Raw genomic sequence first — 17,708 nt, 5'->3', positions numbered from 1 at the left:
TATGATAAACGTTCAGGTAAACCGTTCTGCGGAAGGTATGATCCAGTCCTTCTCCATGTCCGGGCATGCTGATTTCGATGAAACTGGGAAAGATCTCGTATGTGCAGGAGCATCCTGTGTGGTATTTGGAGCGATTAACGCGATTCATGCACTCACAGGAATTGAACCGGTACTTGAAATGGACCAGAAGCAGGGTCTTGTCACATTTGACTGGCCTGATGCTGTTTCAGAGGAAGCTCTACAAAAGGGCCAGCTGCTTCTTGAGGGCATGGTTGTCTCAATTCAGACAATTGAAGAACAATACGGGGAGTATATCCGTATGACCATTTTAAAAAAGTAGGAGGTGAACCTCATGTTGTTAAAATTGGACATTCAATTTTTCGCTTCCAAAAAGGGAGTAGGATCCACAAAAAACGGCCGTGATTCTATGTCGAAACGTCTTGGCGCTAAACGTGCTGACGGACAATTCGTAAGCGGCGGATCAATCCTTTACCGCCAGCGCGGTACAAAGATCTATCCGGGTGAAAACGTAGGCCGCGGTGGTGATGACACTCTATTTGCAAAAGTTGACGGCGTTGTTCGTTTCGAACGTCTTGGCCGCGACCGCAAAAAAGTGAGCGTATATCCTGCAGCTCAAGAAGCTTAATTCAACCGAAACTCTAGCTGAATAAGGCTAGAGTTTCTTTTTTTTACGGTGTTTTCCAGGAGGCTGCCGGTTTAGAGGGCGTCCGGTATCTGCCAGGCTTCATTGACTGTCCGGCAGATGATGTCAGACGCAGTGATTCAGGTTCTTTGGATTATTCTTTCAGTAGACACTCGCGCTTTTGTTCTTGCAGGAACACCTCACGAAATCCCCTAAATCCTTATTTTCTATATTAACCGTTTTTATTCCATGCTTAGGTTTGCTATAATTTCATCAAGTAAGCTTTTCTGAATTAGGAATGGTACCTCTGACTTGTTCACTCAGTTTACAAACCAAATCGTTTCGAACATGCTCCTAAAAGAAATAGAAAGAGTGGAGTCCAGATGACTAAAGAGAGTAAAAACTGGAATATGGTTGACGCAATTAGCCACTATCGTCATGATTGGATGAACCGGCTGCAGCTGATTAAGGGCAACCTGTCTCTTGGAAAATATGAGCGAGTAAATGAGATTATGGAAGAGATTATTATTGAAGCCCAGCAAGAGTCAAGGCTTTGCAATCTTAAAGCTCCGGAACTGGCTGGAAAGCTTATAAGCTTTGGGTGGAACCGTCATCTGTACACATTGGAGTATGAAATTGTCGGAGAAACCTTTTCATTAAACAAATATGACCAAATGCTTGCCCTATGGTTCGGCGAATTTTTTGAATTACTCGATCAATGCGCCGGAGAAACGAGTGAAAATCAACTCGTCATCACGATTGAAATGGCAGAAAAAGTTGGACAGGTCCGATTCTTTTTTGATTTTCATGGCATTCTAAAAGAAACGGAAATCCTGCATACATACTTTCAAAAACTGCCGGATAACCAAGTGTCGGAACTTGCCATCACAGCTGAAGAATTGACGGCAGCTGTCATTTATTATACAAAGTAGCGAGGCATCACAGAACGGAGGAAAGACATAATGTTTGTCGATCAGGTCAAGATTTATGTAAAAGGCGGCGACGGAGGCAATGGAATGGTTGCTTATCGCCGTGAAAAATATGTACCGGACGGAGGACCGGCCGGCGGTGACGGAGGCAAAGGCGCGAACGTCGTATTTGAAGTGGACGAAGGACTGCGCACGTTAATGGATTTCCGCTATCAGCGCCACTTTAAAGCAGACCGCGGAGAGCATGGAATGTCCAAAAACATGCATGGCCGGAATGCCGAGGAAATGATCGTTAAAGTTCCTCCTGGTACAGTGGTTATGGACGATGATACAAAACAGGTTATTGCAGACCTGACAGAGCATGGACAGCGTGCTGTCATAGCCCGGGGAGGACGCGGCGGACGCGGAAACACCCGGTTTGCAACACCTGCGAATCCGGCGCCTGAAATTGCCGAGAACGGGGAGCCGGGCCAGGAACGCTATATTGTAATGGAACTGAAGCTGCTTGCAGATGTTGGCTTAGTCGGTTTCCCGAGTGTTGGGAAATCAACCCTGCTATCAGTCGTCTCGGCAGCGAAGCCTAAAATAGCGGATTACCATTTCACCACTCTGGCACCAAACCTTGGGATGGTAGAGACGCAGGATGGCCGCAGCTTTGTCATGGCGGATCTTCCGGGGCTTATTGAAGGAGCACATGAAGGGATAGGTCTTGGACATCAATTTCTAAGACACATCGAACGGACAAGGGTCATCGTTCATGTGATTGATATGTCTGGTCTTGAAGGCCGGGACCCTTATGAGGATTACCTGACAATAAATGAAGAGCTTAAACAATACAACCTTCGATTGACAGAACGCCCTCAAATTATTGTGGCAAACAAAATGGATATGCCGGACTCGGAAGAAAATCTGAAGACATTTAAAGAAAAACTTCAGGAAGATCATCCGGTATTTGCCGTTTCAGCTGCGACAAGAGAAGGGATTCGCGATCTTCTGTTCAAAATTGCGGATACGATTGAAAGCACACCGGAATTCCCGCTTCATGAAGAGGAAGAAGATCCGAGTGTTCACCGTGTCGTTTACAGACTCGAGGAAGAGGAAACTCCATTTATCATTACGAGAGACAGTGCAGGTATCTTTGATGTTACCGGTGAAAAGATTGAACGTCTCTTCAAGATGACGGATTTCTCCAGAGAAGAATCTGTCCGCCGCTTTGCCCGCCAGCTCCGCACAATGGGTGTGGATGAAGCTCTCCGCAAACGGGGAGCTAAAGATGGGGATACAGTCAGACTTCTTGAATATGAATTTGATTTCGTAGATTAACGTCAAAGTGTCCAGGCTTATTGCCTGGACACTATACATATGGGAAAGTCCGTTTAGTTTAGGATCCTGCGCGATCCTTATCTTCGCCAGCATGGCTATGGAGGGCTGATGGAATTGAAAGACGAAACGTTTTTTCTTGTCCGGGAAGATGTCCTTCCTGAAGCGATGAAAAAAACACTGGACGTGAAAAAAATGATGGAAAGAGGCAAAGCGGCTTCCGTAGCGGAGGCTGTTCAGCGCGCGGATCTCAGCCGCAGTGCCTTTTATAAATACAGAGATGCCGTTTTTCCATTTCACACAGTGGTAAAGGAGAAAATTATTACCCTCTTCTTTCAGCTAGAAGACCGGTCAGGCACGTTATCTGAGCTTCTTGGTATTGCTGCTGGTGCAGGATGCAATATCCTGACCATTCATCAAACCATTCCTCTTCAGGGGCGTGCGAATGTAACGCTGTCCTTGAACATTAATGGAATGAACGAAGACATTAATCATCTAATCTCCCGGTTTAAGAAAATGGAATTCATCGATAAAGTAGAAATACTTGGATCAGGGGCTTAAGGAGAGTAGGTACACTTGAGTTATCGTATTGGATTTTTAGGACCTAAAGCAACGTTTACCCATCTCGCTGTTTCAAAATTTGTCAATGAGCAGACGGAGCAGATTCCTTATTCGACGATCCCCGCATGCATGGATGCCGTAGCTGCAGGCGATGTGGATTTTTCCATTGTTCCTCTCGAGAATGCGATTGAAGGCTCAGTCAATTTGACGGTCGACTACCTTGTGCATGAACAGCCGCTGCATATTGTCGGTGAGCTTGTCGTGCCGATCAATCAGCACTTTATGGTTCATCCTGAGCGGGCTGAATCCTGGAAGCAAGTGGATAAGATCATCTCCCACTCACATGCCATAGCCCAGTGTCACCGGTATCTGCATCAGGAGTTTCCACTCGCCGGGCATTCTTATGCCGCTTCAACAGGCGCGGCAGCCCAGTATGTCAGTGAGCACCCGGAAGAAAATGCAGGGGTGATTGCAAACGAAATGGCAGCAGAGGTTTATGGATTATCCATAGTGAAAAGGGATATCCACGACTACCATTATAATCACACTCTTTTCGCTGTTTTACACCCATCCATGACAGAAAAGCCCCCTATTTTGCCCGAATACGAAGGCAGAGATAAAACGACCGTCATGGTGACTCTTCCATCGAATAAATCGGGGACGCTCCATCAGGTGCTTTCTGCGTTTTCCTGGAGAAAACTGAACCTGTCAAAAATTGAATCAAGACCGATGAAAACCGGCCTCGGAAACTATTTTTTCATTATTGATTTAGAGCATGCGATGGACAGTGTGCTGATTCCCGGTGCCGTTAATGAACTGGAAGCGCTTGGGTGCGGAGTCAAGATCCTTGGCAGCTATCAGGCTTTTTATGCATGAACCAAATAAGGATGGTTAGGGCTCCACACCCTTAACCTGAAAAAAAAGGTGGATCAAAAGGGAAACTGCGCCCGTTTTGATCCGCCTCTTTTTTTATTCTTCCCGAATAAGAAAGCCTTTTTCATCTAAAGCTCTGCACACATCATCCAGAATCGATTCTGATTCTGCAGCGATGGTATGCATGTGCACGCCATCTGTCAGCTGCGAAAGGTAAAAGGCCTGGCTGGAAGAAATTTTTTCGATAAAGTCTTCTGCTTCCTTCCGGTTATGAACCATGATTGAAGCGGTTAAATCCCCGTAAACCGGATGTTCAACCGTTACATCCTTTACGGCTGCCCCATAATCAACGATCAGCCTCAATTCTTCCAGTGCTTCACCCGGTGTATGCGAACAGGCAATAAGGCGCTCGGCGGCAGCCGGAGGAGCAGGCTGCTGCATATAAAGATATCCTTGACTCGTTGCCATAATCGGCTCTGATTTAGCTTTCAATAAGGATATGTCCTGCACAATAACTTGCCGGCTGACATTCATTTTGCTGGCTAAGCCGCTTCCTGTCAGCGGGACCTTGCTTGTTTTCAGCAGCTGTAAAATCTGCTGTCTTCGATCTTCCCCGTATACTTTAGAGGTCAATTGTGTTTCACCCTTCCTGCTGATTCTGCACAGCGCTCTAACATGACTTCCAGCTGTTCAATATGAGAAAGGACGGTTCCTTTTCCGGTGGAAACTCTTATAAAGCAATGAGCTTTATCTTCGGGTACTCCAAGGGAAAGGAGAGCTGGCGAGGGCATGGTCATTCCGGAATGACACGCACTTCCTGTGGAAATAGCAATTCCGTTCTGGCTGCATGCGAGCATCGCAAATTGTCCTTCGTTATGGGATAGCAGACATCCGATAATGCCCGGAAGCTGGTTCTTTTCATTTGGAGCTTCAATAATTTCTCCGATCTTCTTCTCCTCAATAAAGGATACAAGATGCTTTCTGTATTCTCTCATTTTGTCCTGTTCTTTGTCCATGTCTTTAAACGACTCCATGGCCGCTACTGCAAAGGAGACTGCTCCCGGAACATCAACTGTACCCGGACGGAAACCGTGCTCATGAGCTGTACCTTCAATGGCTGGCCTCCAGCTGACTCCCGGGGAAATGTAGGCAGCTCCCATCCCTTTTGGCCCCTGAACCTTATGCGCTGACAAAGAAAGAGCGCTCAATTTCCATTTTTCTGCAAGAATCGGTATTTTTCCAAACGTTTGTACACAATCAGAATGAAATAAAATCTGTTTTTCATAAGCATGCCCGCTGATTTCTTTTATGTTATGGAGTATACCGGTCTCTGAATTGGCATGCTGGACACTGATGAGAGCGGTTTGAGCCGTTACGAATGGCTGAATTTCGTTCCAGCCAATCACTCCATTTTTTCCGGGAAGTGCTTTTTTTACCGTATACCCCCTGGCTGATAACTGCTTGATATAGGTTCTGATGGAGGTATGCTCCGTTCCTCCATACACGATTTCCTTTTTAGCGGGATCCGCACCATTCAATAAGGACTGCAGGGCGAGCACATTGGCTTCGCTTCCGCTGCCTGTAAAATAAAGACCTTCCTCAAATCCTCCTAAAAGAGAAGCGATTTTTTTCCTCGATGCAGCCAGCCATTCCGAAGCACGCCCTCCCTCATCATGCAGACTCTGGCTGTTTCCGTATACATTTCTTGCCGCTTTCGCATAAGCATCAATGGCCTGTTCGCTCATAGGAGCGGATGCAGCATAATCTAAATAAATCAATGAGGCTCCCCCAGTCAAAAAACTCTTGTGCTTATTTTAAAATTATGTAAAGATAAGTGTCAAGACACATGTGAAGTAAGGTGAGAAGATGCGGCAAACAGATGTACTGATTGTCGGAAGCGGAATTGCAGCTTTAGCAGCTGCTTATCATATTTGTGAAGAATTGAACGTAACGCTGGTCACAAAAGGCCGGACAGGTGAAGGGAATTCCTATATGGCTCAGGGCGGTGTAGCTGCCGCTCTTTCTGAACAGGATTCCTGGGAAAAACATTTTGAAGACACCGTTTTCGCGGGAGACGGACATACTCAACCGGAAGCGGTTAAGCAGCTCACATCAGAAGGCAGCTTACTGATTCAGCACCTGATCAAAGATGGAATGCCGGCGGACCGTACAGAGGACGGCACATTGAAGCTCGGGAGGGAAGGTGCGCACAGACAGAACCGCATCATTCATTCAGGCGGCGATGAAACCGGGAAAGCACTGATTCAATTTCTTGTAAAGAAAGTCAAAAATAAAGTCAGAATCCTGGAAAATACGATGGTCGCAGAGCTTCTCGTGGAAAATGGAAAATGCTGCGGAGCCTGTATTCTCCGCGAGGACGGGAACACGGAATGGATCCAGGCTGGAGCCGTCGTTCTTGCAGCAGGTGGCTGCGGGGCGCTTTACAAAACCACATCCAATCACAGTCATTGTACAGGGGACGGCATTGCCCTCGCCTATAGGGCTGGAGCAAGGCTTACGGATATGGAATTCGTTCAGTTTCATCCGACTATGCTGCATAAGGAAGGCAAAGTCACCGGGCTGATCTCGGAAGCTGTGAGGGGAGAAGGGGCTTTTCTGGAAAACGCCGCTGGACAGAGAATCATGGAAACCGCTCATCCAATGAAGGATCTTGCTCCAAGAGATGTAGTCTCAAGAGAGATGTTCAAAAGGATTCAGAACGGTGAATCAATATTTTTAAATATTCAAGACGTTCCCGAATTTGAAAAACGATTTCCAAGTATTACGAAAATGTGTACGGATCAGGGGATAAATTTGGAGCAGGGGCTTATTCCGGTTATGCCAGGTATGCATTTTTTTATGGGCGGAATTAAAACCGATTTGAATGGACGAACGAATATTGAGCGGCTGTATGCGGCAGGCGAAGCAGCCTGCACAGGTGTTCACGGGGCGAATCGGCTTGCGAGCAATTCCCTTCTGGAAGGTCTTGTTTTTGGAAAAAAAATCGCGGAAGATCTGAATCATGCTGATTATACAATGCGACCGCCAGTCATGCGCGAAATAACAGGGTGGACTTATCGCCTTGCAAAACAGGACATCGCAGACAGGATGGACCGGTTTGCAGGGATTGAAAGAGATGAGGATGGGCTGAATAAGCTTGCTGAATGGTTCATACGCAAGAAAAAAGAGATTCAGCCAGCCGTTAACCTAACTGCAGAATCCCTTGAAATAGCCAACATGCTGACGGTCGGAGAGCTGATTGCACGTGCAGCACTACAGAGGACAGAAAGCAGAGGGTGTCATTTTCGGGCCGATTATCCCGTTAAAGAAGTGTCCTGGGAACGAAAAGAGATCGTTTGGAATCATTCTAAAAAAGCTTTAGAGGTGATGGCATGAATCCGCTGAAAGTAAAAGAGAGCATAAAGCAATTTTTAATAGAGGATCTTGGGGACCGGGATTTGTCGGCAAGCGGAATCTTTAGGGAGGAAGACCGCGGAGAGGCAGTCATTTATGCAAAAGAAAAAGGAATTTTTTCAGGAGAGTCTGTGTTGCGGGCTGTTTTCAGCCTGCTTGATCGGGAGACAGAAATTGAAGTACTGAAAAAAGACGGAGAAGCGGTCCAGATAGGTGAACCCGCTGCCGTTGTAAAAGGAAAAATTATATCGATTCTCAGTGCAGAGCGTGTTGCGTTAAATCTGCTGCAGCGCATGAGCGGGATCGCTACGATGACGCATCACGCCGTTACCCGGCTGGATTCCGGTCATACACGTATTTGCGACACGAGAAAAACAGCGCCCGGATTAAGGATGTTTGATAAACATGCTGTTCGATGCGGCGGCGGACGCAGTCACCGTTCCGGTCTATATGATGCAGTCATGATTAAGGATAATCATATTTCCTTTGCGGGCAGCATCAGTGAAGCGGTTGAAAAAGCAAGAAAAGCGGTTGGCCATACCGTCAAGATTGAAGTGGAAATAGAAGATGAGAAGCAGCTTTTGGAAGCAATTGAAGCGAGAGCGGACATTATCATGTTTGATAACCGGACACCGGAGGAAGTAAAAACATTCATTGAAATCACACCGGACTTCATTATTACAGAGGCTTCCGGCGGAATAAATGCCGGGAATCTCCATTTGTACCGGGATACAGGTGTCGACTACATATCTCTCGGTTACCTGACTCACTCGGTCAAAGCACTCGATTACAGCTTATTGATGAAATAGGGGGAAAGAATCATGAATTTAATGGATGTGCTGATGGAAGAATCCGTTTCGCTGATTCCCGAGAAATACAGATCTCTAACAACAGAGGAGATGGAGCGGAGAATCAGGGAAATCAAAAAGGAATATGGCAGCAAACTGTTTATTCCGGGGCATCATTATCAGAAAGACGAAGTCATTCAATTTGCTGACTGCACGGGGGATTCGCTTCAGCTTGCCCAGGCAGCGGCAGCCAACCAAGAAGCAGAGCATATTGTTTTTTGCGGAGTCCATTTTATGGCCGAAACGGCAGATATGCTGACGAGCAGCGATCAGTATGTTTATTTGCCTGACATGAGAGCCGGCTGTTCCATGGCGGACATGGCGAATATCAGCCAGACAGAGCGTGCATGGGAAAAATTACAGGCCCTCTTCGGTGATACCATTATTCCGCTTACTTATGTTAACTCTACTGCAGCGATTAAGGCTTTTGTAGGGAGAAATGGCGGAGCTTCGGTAACCTCCTCCAATGCAAAAGAAATTGTAAGATGGGCCTTGCAGCAAAAAAAGCGCATCCTATTTTTGCCTGATCAGCATTTGGGAAGAAATACCGCATTTGATCTTGGAATTCCTTTGGATCAGATGGCCGTCTGGGACCCGGTTTCAGAAACGCTGGAGGGTCCTTCCGAGCAGGCTTCCATTCTTCTTTGGAAAGGGCATTGCTCTGTTCATGAGAAGTTTACAGAAAAAAATATTGCCCACATCAGGAAGACAAAACCCGATATGACGATTATTGTTCATCCTGAATGCACACACGAAGTCGTTCAGCTTGCCGATCTGGCCGGATCGACAAAATATATCATCGAACAGATTTCTGCGGCGCCTGCTGGTTCGAAGTGGGCGGTCGGTACAGAAATGAACCTCGTCAACAGACTGATCTCTATGAATCCGGAAAAGGAAATTGTTTCGCTGAACCCCTATATGTGTCCTTGTTTAACAATGAACAGAATTGACCTTCCCCATTTATTGTGGTCTTTGGAGTCGATTGCAGAAGGCAAAGGGGTAAACAGGATCATTGTAGAGAAAGAGGAGGCAGCACAGGCAGTGCTTGCATTGAACAGAATGCTTTCGATTTAACCTTCCCATCGGATGAGCCCATGCGCAGCATGGGTCTTTTTTTTGGATTAGCTCTGTTAAACTTGGCTGTTGATTTCCGTTACAGGCGCTCGCTTTCCGCCTGCGGGGTCTCACCTGTCCCGCAGCTCCGGCAGGAGTCTCGCGCCTTCCACTTCAATCAACTGGTGTTAAAAATCAACATCAGACTTTAACAGAGCCTCTGGATTAGATACATACAAGGATGTCACGAGATTACGCGAGTTCTGCTGGAAACAGCATACAGCAGGGGGGAATGTGATTAAGTATTGATGAAAGTGAATCTGAACTTCTTGCCTTCCGGCTCCCCGGCGGGCTTGGCTAACTGCACGTGAAGGGGTGATTTATTTTTCTAAGGGCAAAAGTGGAATTTATTCAAAAAAGGTGGCACAAATATCACGGTTTTTGCGTTCTATAATAGGGAAGTTTCAGGAGGGAAAAACAGCGCTCAAACCTTTAGCATTTTTCAAAGAAGGCATATTCGCTTCTTTTTGCGCATAACTTGTGGTGAAGAATAACGGCAATTAGCCTGTATGCTTTTACTATACAGTTAACGCATAGGAGGGGGAACTTTTGAAAATCCATATCGTACAAAAAGGGGATACATTGTGGAACATAGCCAAAAAATACGGAGCAGATTTTGAAGAACTGAAAAAAATGAACTCCCAATTAAGCAATCCCGATTCCATAATGCCCGGAATGAAAATCAAAGTGCCGACAGGAAGCGTTCCGGTGAAAAAAGAAGCACAGATCAACTTTAATTCAAAAAAAGAAATGCAGATTCCTGCCAAGGAACAGCCGGTTCAGCAGCCTGTCAAGGAAAAGCCGAAAGAAGTTCAGGCGGCAGAAGAGCCTAAAAAGGAAAAACCAATTACTCCTTTTATGCCTAAGATGCCGAACATCCCTCAGCCTGTTTACCCTGAAATGGATATTAATAACTATTATATGGTGAACATGCAAATGCCGCCTAAGCAGCCGCAGCTTCCTCAAAAACCGGTTAATGTGATGCCGGAGATGAAAAAACCGGCCAATGTCATGCCGGAAATGAAAAAACCGGCTGAAAAGCCTAAAGAGAAGACGGCAGCGAAGCAAGGGGCACAAAAGGCAGTTTCACCAGCCATGAAAGAGGAGGCAACCAAGAAAATGGAGAAAATGCCGAACATGCCAAATATGCCTTATTCTGCTCCAACCGGAGTAGCGGGAGCTATGCAGCCTTCCATGCAGCAGCCTATGTATGGAGGCCCGGGATATGGAATGGATCCTATGTATGGTGCGCCATATGGATATGGACATCATTATGGATACGGGCATCATCATCATATGCACCATTGCCATCCGATGCCGTATTGGTGCGTGCCATCACCGCAGCCAATGCCATACGGAGTAGCAGGGGCGATGGATGAAAATATGCCGAATGTGATGGGTGCGATGTCTCCGAACATGCCGAATGTAATGGGAGCATCTGAAAATATGCCGAACGTGATGGGCGCGATGTCTCCAAATATGCCAAACGTGATGGGCGCCATGGATGAAAACATGCCGAACGTAATGGGCGCGATGTCTCCGAATATGCCGAATGTGATGGGCGCTCAAAGCATGCCGCAAATGGCACCGCAGGGGTATTCGCCATATCCTCCAGGCTGCACACCAGCTTCACCGATTATGCCTGGATCAGGGTTTGGACCCGGTGTGATGGGTGCATATGACCATCATATGCCGAACGTGATGGGTGCAATGGATGAAAATATGCCGAACGTGATGGGTGCGATGTCTCCGAACATGCCGAACGTGATGGGCGCGATGTCTCCGAACATGCCAAATGTAATGGGAGCATCCGAAAACATGCCGAACGTAATGGGGGCACAGGAAGGAAAGAAACAGCCGCCAATGGCAGCGGGAGCATATGAGCCGGATTGCGGATGCGGATCTCCGGGGTATGGCATGCAGCCAGGGTATGGCATGCAGCACGGATACGGGATGCAGCCGGGCTATGGCATGCAGCAGCCTGGATACGGAATGCAGCCGGGCTATGGTCAAATGTTTGGACGTCCGGAGTTTTATAATGGAGAAGAAGATTAATTCCGCTGAGTGAGACGATTTATCGTCTCTTTTTTTGTTTTTGTCTGAATCGTAAGGCTGCGATAGCATTTGCCTTTTTTATAAATAACGGCTTCCGCTTTTTTGGTGGGAACTGTCAAGATTAAACCCGGCTGTTTCGAGCAAGCTAACTAAGAGCAAGTATAAAAAGCTCAAATGGCAAAACAGGGGGTAGTCATCTTGATAAAAAAGACCATTCAATACGGTTCACTTGCTTTGCTGACGGGTCTGCTGACGGCTTGCAACAACGGGAAAGACAATGCAATGGATTACAATGACAACACCCAGCCGATTGGTATGTATTCAAACGAACACGCTGGAAAAAATAAAGATCACTCGGATAATGATGGCCCCATTACAGAGATGATGGATGGGGACCGAAATGACCGGCCGACCCGGGTAGATAACCGCAATATGAATAATCAAAGCATGCCGATTGCTTATAATCAAAATAAAAACGGCTATTACACGGAAAGCGATCAAAAAATAGCCGACAGAGTAACAAAACACGTTTCTAAAATGAAAAATGTGGATAACGCCAGAACGCTCGTGACAAAAGACAACGTTATTGTAGCTGTAGACACAAATGATAAAAACAACGTGAATGTAAAAAATGCCATCCTCAAAGAGACAGAGAAGCTGGCCAACGGTAAAAACGTTGATGTGTTTACGGACGAAGGGTCTTTTAACAGAGTAAAGCAAATTGATACGAATATTAAAAATAATAAACCGCGCAAAACGATTGATGCGGATATTAAAGATTTTATGAAAAATACAGGGAAAACGATTCAGCGTACACTTAATCCTAATCGATAAAAACCAGGGGTTCCCTGGTTTTTTTTGTTTATTTGAATAAGGATGGAAGGCTCCATTCCGGCACAAAAAATGAACAGGATGAAACAGACAGTCTGAATTTCATCGTTTTGGTGACTAAAACCATAAAGTTTGGCCAAAATATAAATGCAGCAATCATGGAAGTTTTCTCTAAAAGGTTTGATATACACGTACTGCGGGGAGAAGGGCATGAAAATCCGGTTTGGGGATTCACAAGTCCGGCACAGGCTTACGAGCTCAAGCTATTATTCCTATGCTGAACAGTGGCAGATTAGACGAAACGGTGTGCCTCCTGATATTCGGGAGCAAGCCAAGAGCTTAAATTTAAATGAAAAGTGAGGTGGCCCAGTTGCTGAAACACCGGCCTGCCATATTCCTTCAACTGTCGCTCATCACCTTGATCACCATCATATGCACCATACAAGCAGAAGCAGCTGAAAATAAAGATCCTTCCTTTCAGTCATTCACAATCTCGCTGGAAAGAATGTATCTCGACGGGGAAACAAGTGTCGAGGTTAGAGAAGAATCCTTTCACTCTCTCGCTGACCTCTCTGAGTATTATCAGGAGTGGCTCGTGATTGACCGAGAGAATAACCGGATTGTCCTGAAAAAACAGATAAACGATATTTCTCCTCTTATGAAGGCAACCGGATATTTCGGTATCAATAAAGAGGGGATCTTAACTGTATTTGAAGGAAAGCCAGGGGAAGAAGCGAAAGTGATCCAGTCATTTTTTCAACTTGATGTCGGCAAGCTTGAATCAAAGAGACACACCGAACTGGAAAAGGGAATAAGAGTAGAGAGCAGGAAACAATATCTGCGCGTTATTGAAACCTTCAAAGCCTACGGCACTCCCGCTTCCAGAAAATAGATGTCCATCAGACTCAGCCTGCCTGCAGCAGGTTTTTTATTTTGAAATCCGAACGTATGTTAACGTTTCTGGTTCTTGGACACCCTTTTTTATGATACAATGAGGTACAGTTGTGAAGAGGTGAAAAAGGTGATTGAATTTGTCCGAGGGAAGATCGACTATATCTCTCCCGAATTTATCGTAATAGACCATTCCGGCATTGGCTACAAAATATTTGCCCCAAACCCGTTTATATATGCAAAAGGAACGGAAACAACGATTTTTACATACCAGCACGTGAGAGAGGATATTCTTGCTCTTTACGGCTTTAGATCAAGAGAAGAAAAAGCTCTTTTTACCAAACTGCTGAACGTAACCGGAATCGGTCCAAAAGGAGCGCTTGCCATCCTTGCTTCAGGAGATCCTTCCCAGGTCGTGCAGGCTATTGAAGGTGAGGATGAAGCGTTTCTTGTTAAGTTTCCCGGAGTTGGAAAGAAAACAGCGAGACAAATCATTCTGGATTTAAAAGGCAAGCTTGGTGATGTAGCTCCTGAATTTGCATTCTCCCTTTTCAATCATGAAGTATTTGAAGAGAAAGATTCGTCTTCAAAAGCTGTATCAGAAGCGGTCGAAGCCTTAAAAGTTCTTGGATATGCGGAGAGAGAAATCAATAAGGTGATCCCAGCTCTGAAAGAAGAGGCGCTATCGACTGACCAGCTGGTGAAAAAAGCATTGCAAAAGCTTTTAAAGTAAGGTGATGACAATGAATGACCGGCTTGTTTCCGGCAATGCGGAAAATGAAGAACAATATTTAGAGCTCAGCCTTCGTCCGCAGAGGCTCAGTCAATATATCGGGCAGAACAAGGTAAAGGAAAACCTGGATATCTTTATTCAGGCAGCGAAAATGCGGGGGGAGACATTGGACCATGTCCTTTTATATGGTCCGCCGGGTCTCGGGAAGACCACGCTTGCCTCCATCATTTCAAACGAGATGGGCGTGAATCTGCGCACAACATCCGGACCTGCCATTGAACGTCCGGGAGACCTGGCCGCCATCCTTACCGCTCTTGAGCCTGGAGATGTATTGTTTATTGATGAAATTCACCGGCTGCAGCGTTCAATTGAAGAGGTCCTCTATCCCGCAATGGAAGATTTTTGCCTCGATATTGTCATTGGCAAGGGGCCTGAGGCAAGATCCGTCAGGCTGGATCTCCCGCCCTTTACGTTAGTCGGTGCTACGACAAGGGTCGGTCTTCTCACAGCTCCGCTGAGGGACCGTTTTGGAGTCTTAAGCAGATTGGAATACTACAAGGAATCAGAACTCTCTGAAATTGTGGAAAGAACAGCGGATATTCTGCAAATTGGAATAGACCCGCAGGCTTCTGCCGAGATCTCCCGGAGATCGAGGGGGACACCGAGGATTGCAAACCGGTTATTAAGGAGGGTCCGCGATTTTGCTCAAGTATTGGGCAAAGAGGCTATTTCAGAGGATCTGGCTTCTGAAGCCCTTGAAAGGCTTCAAGTTGACCGCCTTGGCCTTGACCACATCGATCATAAATTATTAATGGGAATTATTGAGAAGTACAGAGGCGGACCAGTGGGGCTGGACACGATTTCCGCAACCATTGGCGAAGAGTCTCATACGATTGAAGACGTATATGAACCTTATCTTTTGCAAATCGGGTTTTTGCAAAGAACATCCAGGGGCAGAATGGTAACGGATGCCGTTTACAAACATTTTAGCCTGGAGGTTCCCGGACATGAATGAATGGCCTAAAATGCTGATAATGATAGGTACAGTTCTCTTGGCTGCCGGATTATTGATGCAGTTCATCGGCAGGCTGCCTGGAGATCTTGTATTTAAAAAGGGGAATACAACCTTCTTTTTTCCAATCGTTACATCGATTGTGATCAGTATTTTGCTGACTGTTCTCTTTTCAGTATTTGGACGATTTAAATGATATGAAAAACAGGTGATAATATGAAAGTAGAATTATTTGATTTTGAATTGCCGGAGGAACTGATTGCCCAGGTTCCGCTTGAAAAAAGAGATGCTTCACGCTTAATGAAGCTGGATAAAAAAAGCGGAGAGATCGTGCATGGTCATTTTCCTGATATCACCCAGTATCTTCAGCCGGGTGACTGTCTTGTCTTGAATGACACACGCGTGCTGCCGGCAAGATTATTCGGGATGAAGGAGGATACGGGGGCCAAAATCGAGGTTCTTCTCCTGAAACAAACCGAAGGAGACACATGGGAAACACTGATTAAACCGGCTAAAAGAGTAAAAGCAGGGACTGTGATCACGTTTGGAGACGGGAAATTAACAGCAACCTGTGTAGAAGAACAGGAGCATGGCGGCAGAACGCTTCACTTTTCCTATGATGGTATTTTTTATGAAGTCCTGGAGTCGCTTGGGGAAATGCCTTTGCCTCCTTATATAAAAGAACAGCTCGATGACAGGGAACGATATCAGACTGTGTTCTCCAAAGAAGCCGGCTCTGCGGCTGCACCTACTGCCGGACTCCATTTTACGGAGGAAATTCTAAATGAGCTTCAGGAAAAAGGAGTGTCAATCGCGTATATTACCCTCCATGTCGGGCTTGGAACGTTCCGCCCAGTCAGTGCAGAAACGGTGGAAGAACACGAGATGCATGCAGAGTTTTACCAGATGACGGAAGGCACCGCACGCCTGCTGAATGAAACGAGAGCAAATGGCGGCCGGATTATTTCCGTCGGGACAACTTCAACGCGGACACTTGAAACGATTGCTTCGTCAGACGGGAAGTTCCGTGAAGAGAGCGGATGGACAAGTATTTTCATCTACCCAGGCTACGAATTTAAAGGAATCGACGGGATGCTTACAAACTTCCATCTTCCCAAGTCATCTCTTATTATGCTGGTTAGTTCTTTAGCCGGCCGGGAACATGTCATGAACGCCTATGAATCAGCTGTAAAAGAACGATACCGTTTCTTCAGCTTCGGCGATGCGATGCTTATTTTATAAACAGATCAGATTTGGATACAATGAATAACAGGCTTCATATAGAGGAGGAGAGACGGTGACAGCTTCATCATCACCGATACGGTACGAATTTATTAAAACATGCAAACAGACGGGTGCGAGGCTTGGAAAAGTTCATACGCCGCACGGATCTTTTGATACACCTGCATTTATGCCGGTCGGAACATTGGCGACAGTAAAAACAATGTCCCCGGAAGATTTAAAAGGAATGGGATCCAATATTATTCTCAGCAACACGTATCATCTTTGGCTTCGTCCGGGAAATGAGATCGTAAAGGAAGCTGGGGGACTGCACAAATTTATGAACTGGGATCGGGCGATCTTGACCGATTCCGGCGGGTTCCAAGTATTCTCGCTGAGCGAATTCCGAAAGATCGAGGAAGAAGGCGTGCACTTCCGGAACCATTTGAATGGCGATAAGCTCTTCCTGTCTCCGGAAAAAGCGATGCAAATTCAAAATGATCTCGGCTCCGATATTATGATGGCGTTCGATGAATGTCCTCCATATCCAGCTGAATATGATTATATGAAGAGATCAGTGGAAAGGACAAGCCGGTGGGCGGAGCGCTGCCTGAATGCGCATCAGCGTCCAAACGATCAAGGGCTGTTCGGCATTATTCAGGGTGGAGAATACGAAGAACTGCGCAAACAGAGTGCAAAAGATCTTGTATCACTTGATTTCCCCGGCTATGCTGTAGGAGGCTTATCTGTAGGAGAACCGAAAGATGTGATGAACCGGGTGCTGGAGTTCACTACACCATGGATGCCGGATAATAAACCCCGCTATTTAATGGGGGTAGGGTCTCCCGACTCACTGATTGACGGGGCGATAAGAGGAATTGATATGTTCGACTGCGTACTGCCGACCCGGATTGCCAGAAACGGTACATTAATGACAAGTACCGGACGATTAGTTGTGAAAAACGCAAAATATGCAAAAGACTTTGGACCGATTGATGAAAATTGTGACTGCTATACTTGCAAAAATTACTCCCGCGCCTATATTCGACATTTAATTAAGTGCGAAGAGACTTTTGGTATCAGACTTACGTCTTATCATAATCTTCATTTTCTGTTAAAATTAATGGAGCAAGTTAGACAAGCGATTCGTGAAGACCGTCTTGGCGATTTCAGAGACGAATTCTTTGAACAATATGGTTTCAACAAGCCGAACGCTCGCAACTTCTAATCTTTGAAAGGGGTGAAAGAATATGGGTGGCAATTC

General features: G+C 46.0%; 20 protein-coding genes. 18 read left to right on the top strand and 2 right to left on the bottom strand.

Annotation, left to right across the window (positions count from 1 at the left end):
* Position 1: 1 nt before the first annotated feature.
* The 6 genes from CEF21_RS16205 (at position 2) to pheA (ending at position 4,329) form a co-directional block, all read left to right on the top strand.
* Entirely contained in the window at positions 2–340 is a 339-nt protein-coding gene (locus CEF21_RS16205) for a ribosomal-processing cysteine protease Prp (protein WP_123918149.1), read from the top strand.
* Between the two features lie 15 nt (positions 341–355).
* Positions 356–646: a 50S ribosomal protein L27 gene (rpmA, locus tag CEF21_RS16200; protein ID WP_123920319.1), complete on the top strand. Its 291-nt coding sequence runs from the start codon at positions 356–358 to the stop codon at positions 644–646.
* Between the two features lie 380 nt (positions 647–1,026).
* Positions 1,027–1,575: a Spo0B C-terminal domain-containing protein gene (locus CEF21_RS16195; protein ID WP_123918147.1), complete on the top strand. Its 549-nt coding sequence runs from the start codon at positions 1,027–1,029 to the stop codon at positions 1,573–1,575.
* A gap of 30 nt (positions 1,576–1,605) precedes the next feature.
* On the top strand, positions 1,606–2,895 hold the full coding sequence (gene obgE, locus CEF21_RS16190) for a GTPase ObgE (protein ID WP_123918145.1): 1,290 nt from the start codon (positions 1,606–1,608) through the stop codon (positions 2,893–2,895).
* A gap of 108 nt (positions 2,896–3,003) precedes the next feature.
* Positions 3,004–3,453 carry an ACT domain-containing protein gene (locus CEF21_RS16185; RefSeq protein ID WP_164462223.1) on the top strand — a complete coding sequence of 150 codons (450 nt, stop codon included), beginning with the start codon at positions 3,004–3,006 and terminating at the stop codon, positions 3,451–3,453.
* 15 nt (positions 3,454–3,468) lie between these two features.
* Positions 3,469–4,329, top strand: a complete 861-nt coding sequence (pheA, locus tag CEF21_RS16180; RefSeq protein ID WP_123918141.1) for a prephenate dehydratase — start codon at positions 3,469–3,471, stop codon at positions 4,327–4,329.
* Between the two features lie 93 nt (positions 4,330–4,422).
* Here pheA and CEF21_RS16175 read toward each other — a convergent pair whose 3' ends face one another.
* Entirely contained in the window at positions 4,423–4,959 is a 537-nt protein-coding gene (locus CEF21_RS16175; protein ID WP_241156694.1) for a transcription repressor NadR, read from the bottom strand.
* Positions 4,956–6,104, bottom strand: coding sequence for an IscS subfamily cysteine desulfurase (locus CEF21_RS16170; protein ID WP_123918139.1), 1,149 nt, complete (start codon positions 6,102–6,104; stop codon positions 4,956–4,958). The genes CEF21_RS16175 and CEF21_RS16170 overlap by 4 nt, the downstream gene beginning before the upstream one ends.
* 88 nt (positions 6,105–6,192) lie before the next feature.
* On the opposite strand from CEF21_RS16170, the gene nadB reads away from it, so the two are divergent.
* From nadB to tgt, 12 genes are all read left to right on the top strand, one after another.
* A complete protein-coding gene (gene nadB / locus CEF21_RS16165; RefSeq protein WP_123918137.1) occupies positions 6,193–7,722 on the top strand; it encodes an L-aspartate oxidase in 1,530 nt (509 codons plus the stop codon).
* Positions 7,719–8,549 (top strand): carboxylating nicotinate-nucleotide diphosphorylase, encoded by an 831-nt coding sequence (gene nadC / locus CEF21_RS16160; RefSeq protein WP_123918135.1) that lies wholly within the window; start codon positions 7,719–7,721, stop codon positions 8,547–8,549. The genes nadB and nadC overlap by 4 nt, the downstream gene beginning before the upstream one ends.
* A 12-nt stretch (positions 8,550–8,561) precedes the next feature.
* Positions 8,562–9,662: a quinolinate synthase NadA gene (gene nadA, locus CEF21_RS16155; protein ID WP_481747598.1), complete on the top strand. Its 1,101-nt coding sequence runs from the start codon at positions 8,562–8,564 to the stop codon at positions 9,660–9,662.
* Between the two features lie 588 nt (positions 9,663–10,250).
* Positions 10,251–11,756 carry a SafA/ExsA family spore coat assembly protein gene (gene safA, locus CEF21_RS21740; RefSeq protein ID WP_277423910.1) on the top strand — a complete coding sequence of 502 codons (1,506 nt, stop codon included), beginning with the start codon at positions 10,251–10,253 and terminating at the stop codon, positions 11,754–11,756.
* Positions 11,757–11,954: 198 nt separating this feature from the next.
* On the top strand, positions 11,955–12,590 hold the full coding sequence (locus CEF21_RS16140) for a YhcN/YlaJ family sporulation lipoprotein (protein WP_164462222.1): 636 nt from the start codon (positions 11,955–11,957) through the stop codon (positions 12,588–12,590).
* A gap of 207 nt (positions 12,591–12,797) precedes the next feature.
* Entirely contained in the window at positions 12,798–12,947 is a 150-nt protein-coding gene (locus CEF21_RS21375; protein ID WP_164462221.1) for a hypothetical protein, read from the top strand.
* Between the two features lie 10 nt (positions 12,948–12,957).
* A complete protein-coding gene (locus CEF21_RS16135) occupies positions 12,958–13,479 on the top strand; it encodes a BofC C-terminal domain-containing protein (protein ID WP_241156693.1) in 522 nt (173 codons plus the stop codon).
* Between the two features lie 129 nt (positions 13,480–13,608).
* Positions 13,609–14,211 (top strand): Holliday junction branch migration protein RuvA, encoded by a 603-nt coding sequence (gene ruvA, locus CEF21_RS16130; RefSeq protein WP_123918129.1) that lies wholly within the window; start codon positions 13,609–13,611, stop codon positions 14,209–14,211.
* Between the two features lie 10 nt (positions 14,212–14,221).
* Positions 14,222–15,226, top strand: a complete 1,005-nt coding sequence (ruvB, locus tag CEF21_RS16125) for a Holliday junction branch migration DNA helicase RuvB (protein ID WP_123918127.1) — start codon at positions 14,222–14,224, stop codon at positions 15,224–15,226.
* Positions 15,219–15,419 (top strand): DUF2905 domain-containing protein, encoded by a 201-nt coding sequence (locus tag CEF21_RS16120; protein ID WP_123918125.1) that lies wholly within the window; start codon positions 15,219–15,221, stop codon positions 15,417–15,419. The genes ruvB and CEF21_RS16120 overlap by 8 nt, the downstream gene beginning before the upstream one ends.
* Positions 15,420–15,439: 20 nt before the next feature.
* Positions 15,440–16,465, top strand: coding sequence for a tRNA preQ1(34) S-adenosylmethionine ribosyltransferase-isomerase QueA (gene queA / locus CEF21_RS16115; protein WP_123918123.1), 1,026 nt, complete (start codon positions 15,440–15,442; stop codon positions 16,463–16,465).
* Positions 16,466–16,520: 55 nt separating this feature from the next.
* Positions 16,521–17,672, top strand: coding sequence for a tRNA guanosine(34) transglycosylase Tgt (gene tgt / locus CEF21_RS16110; RefSeq protein WP_123918121.1), 1,152 nt, complete (start codon positions 16,521–16,523; stop codon positions 17,670–17,672).
* The last annotated feature ends 36 nt before the right edge of the window (positions 17,673–17,708 follow it).

It is taken from the genome of Bacillus sp. FJAT-42376 (assembly GCF_003816055.1).
Taxonomy (GTDB): domain Bacteria; phylum Bacillota; class Bacilli; order Bacillales; family Bacillaceae; genus Metabacillus_B.
This window is presented reverse-complemented; position numbering and strand designations above follow the sequence as displayed.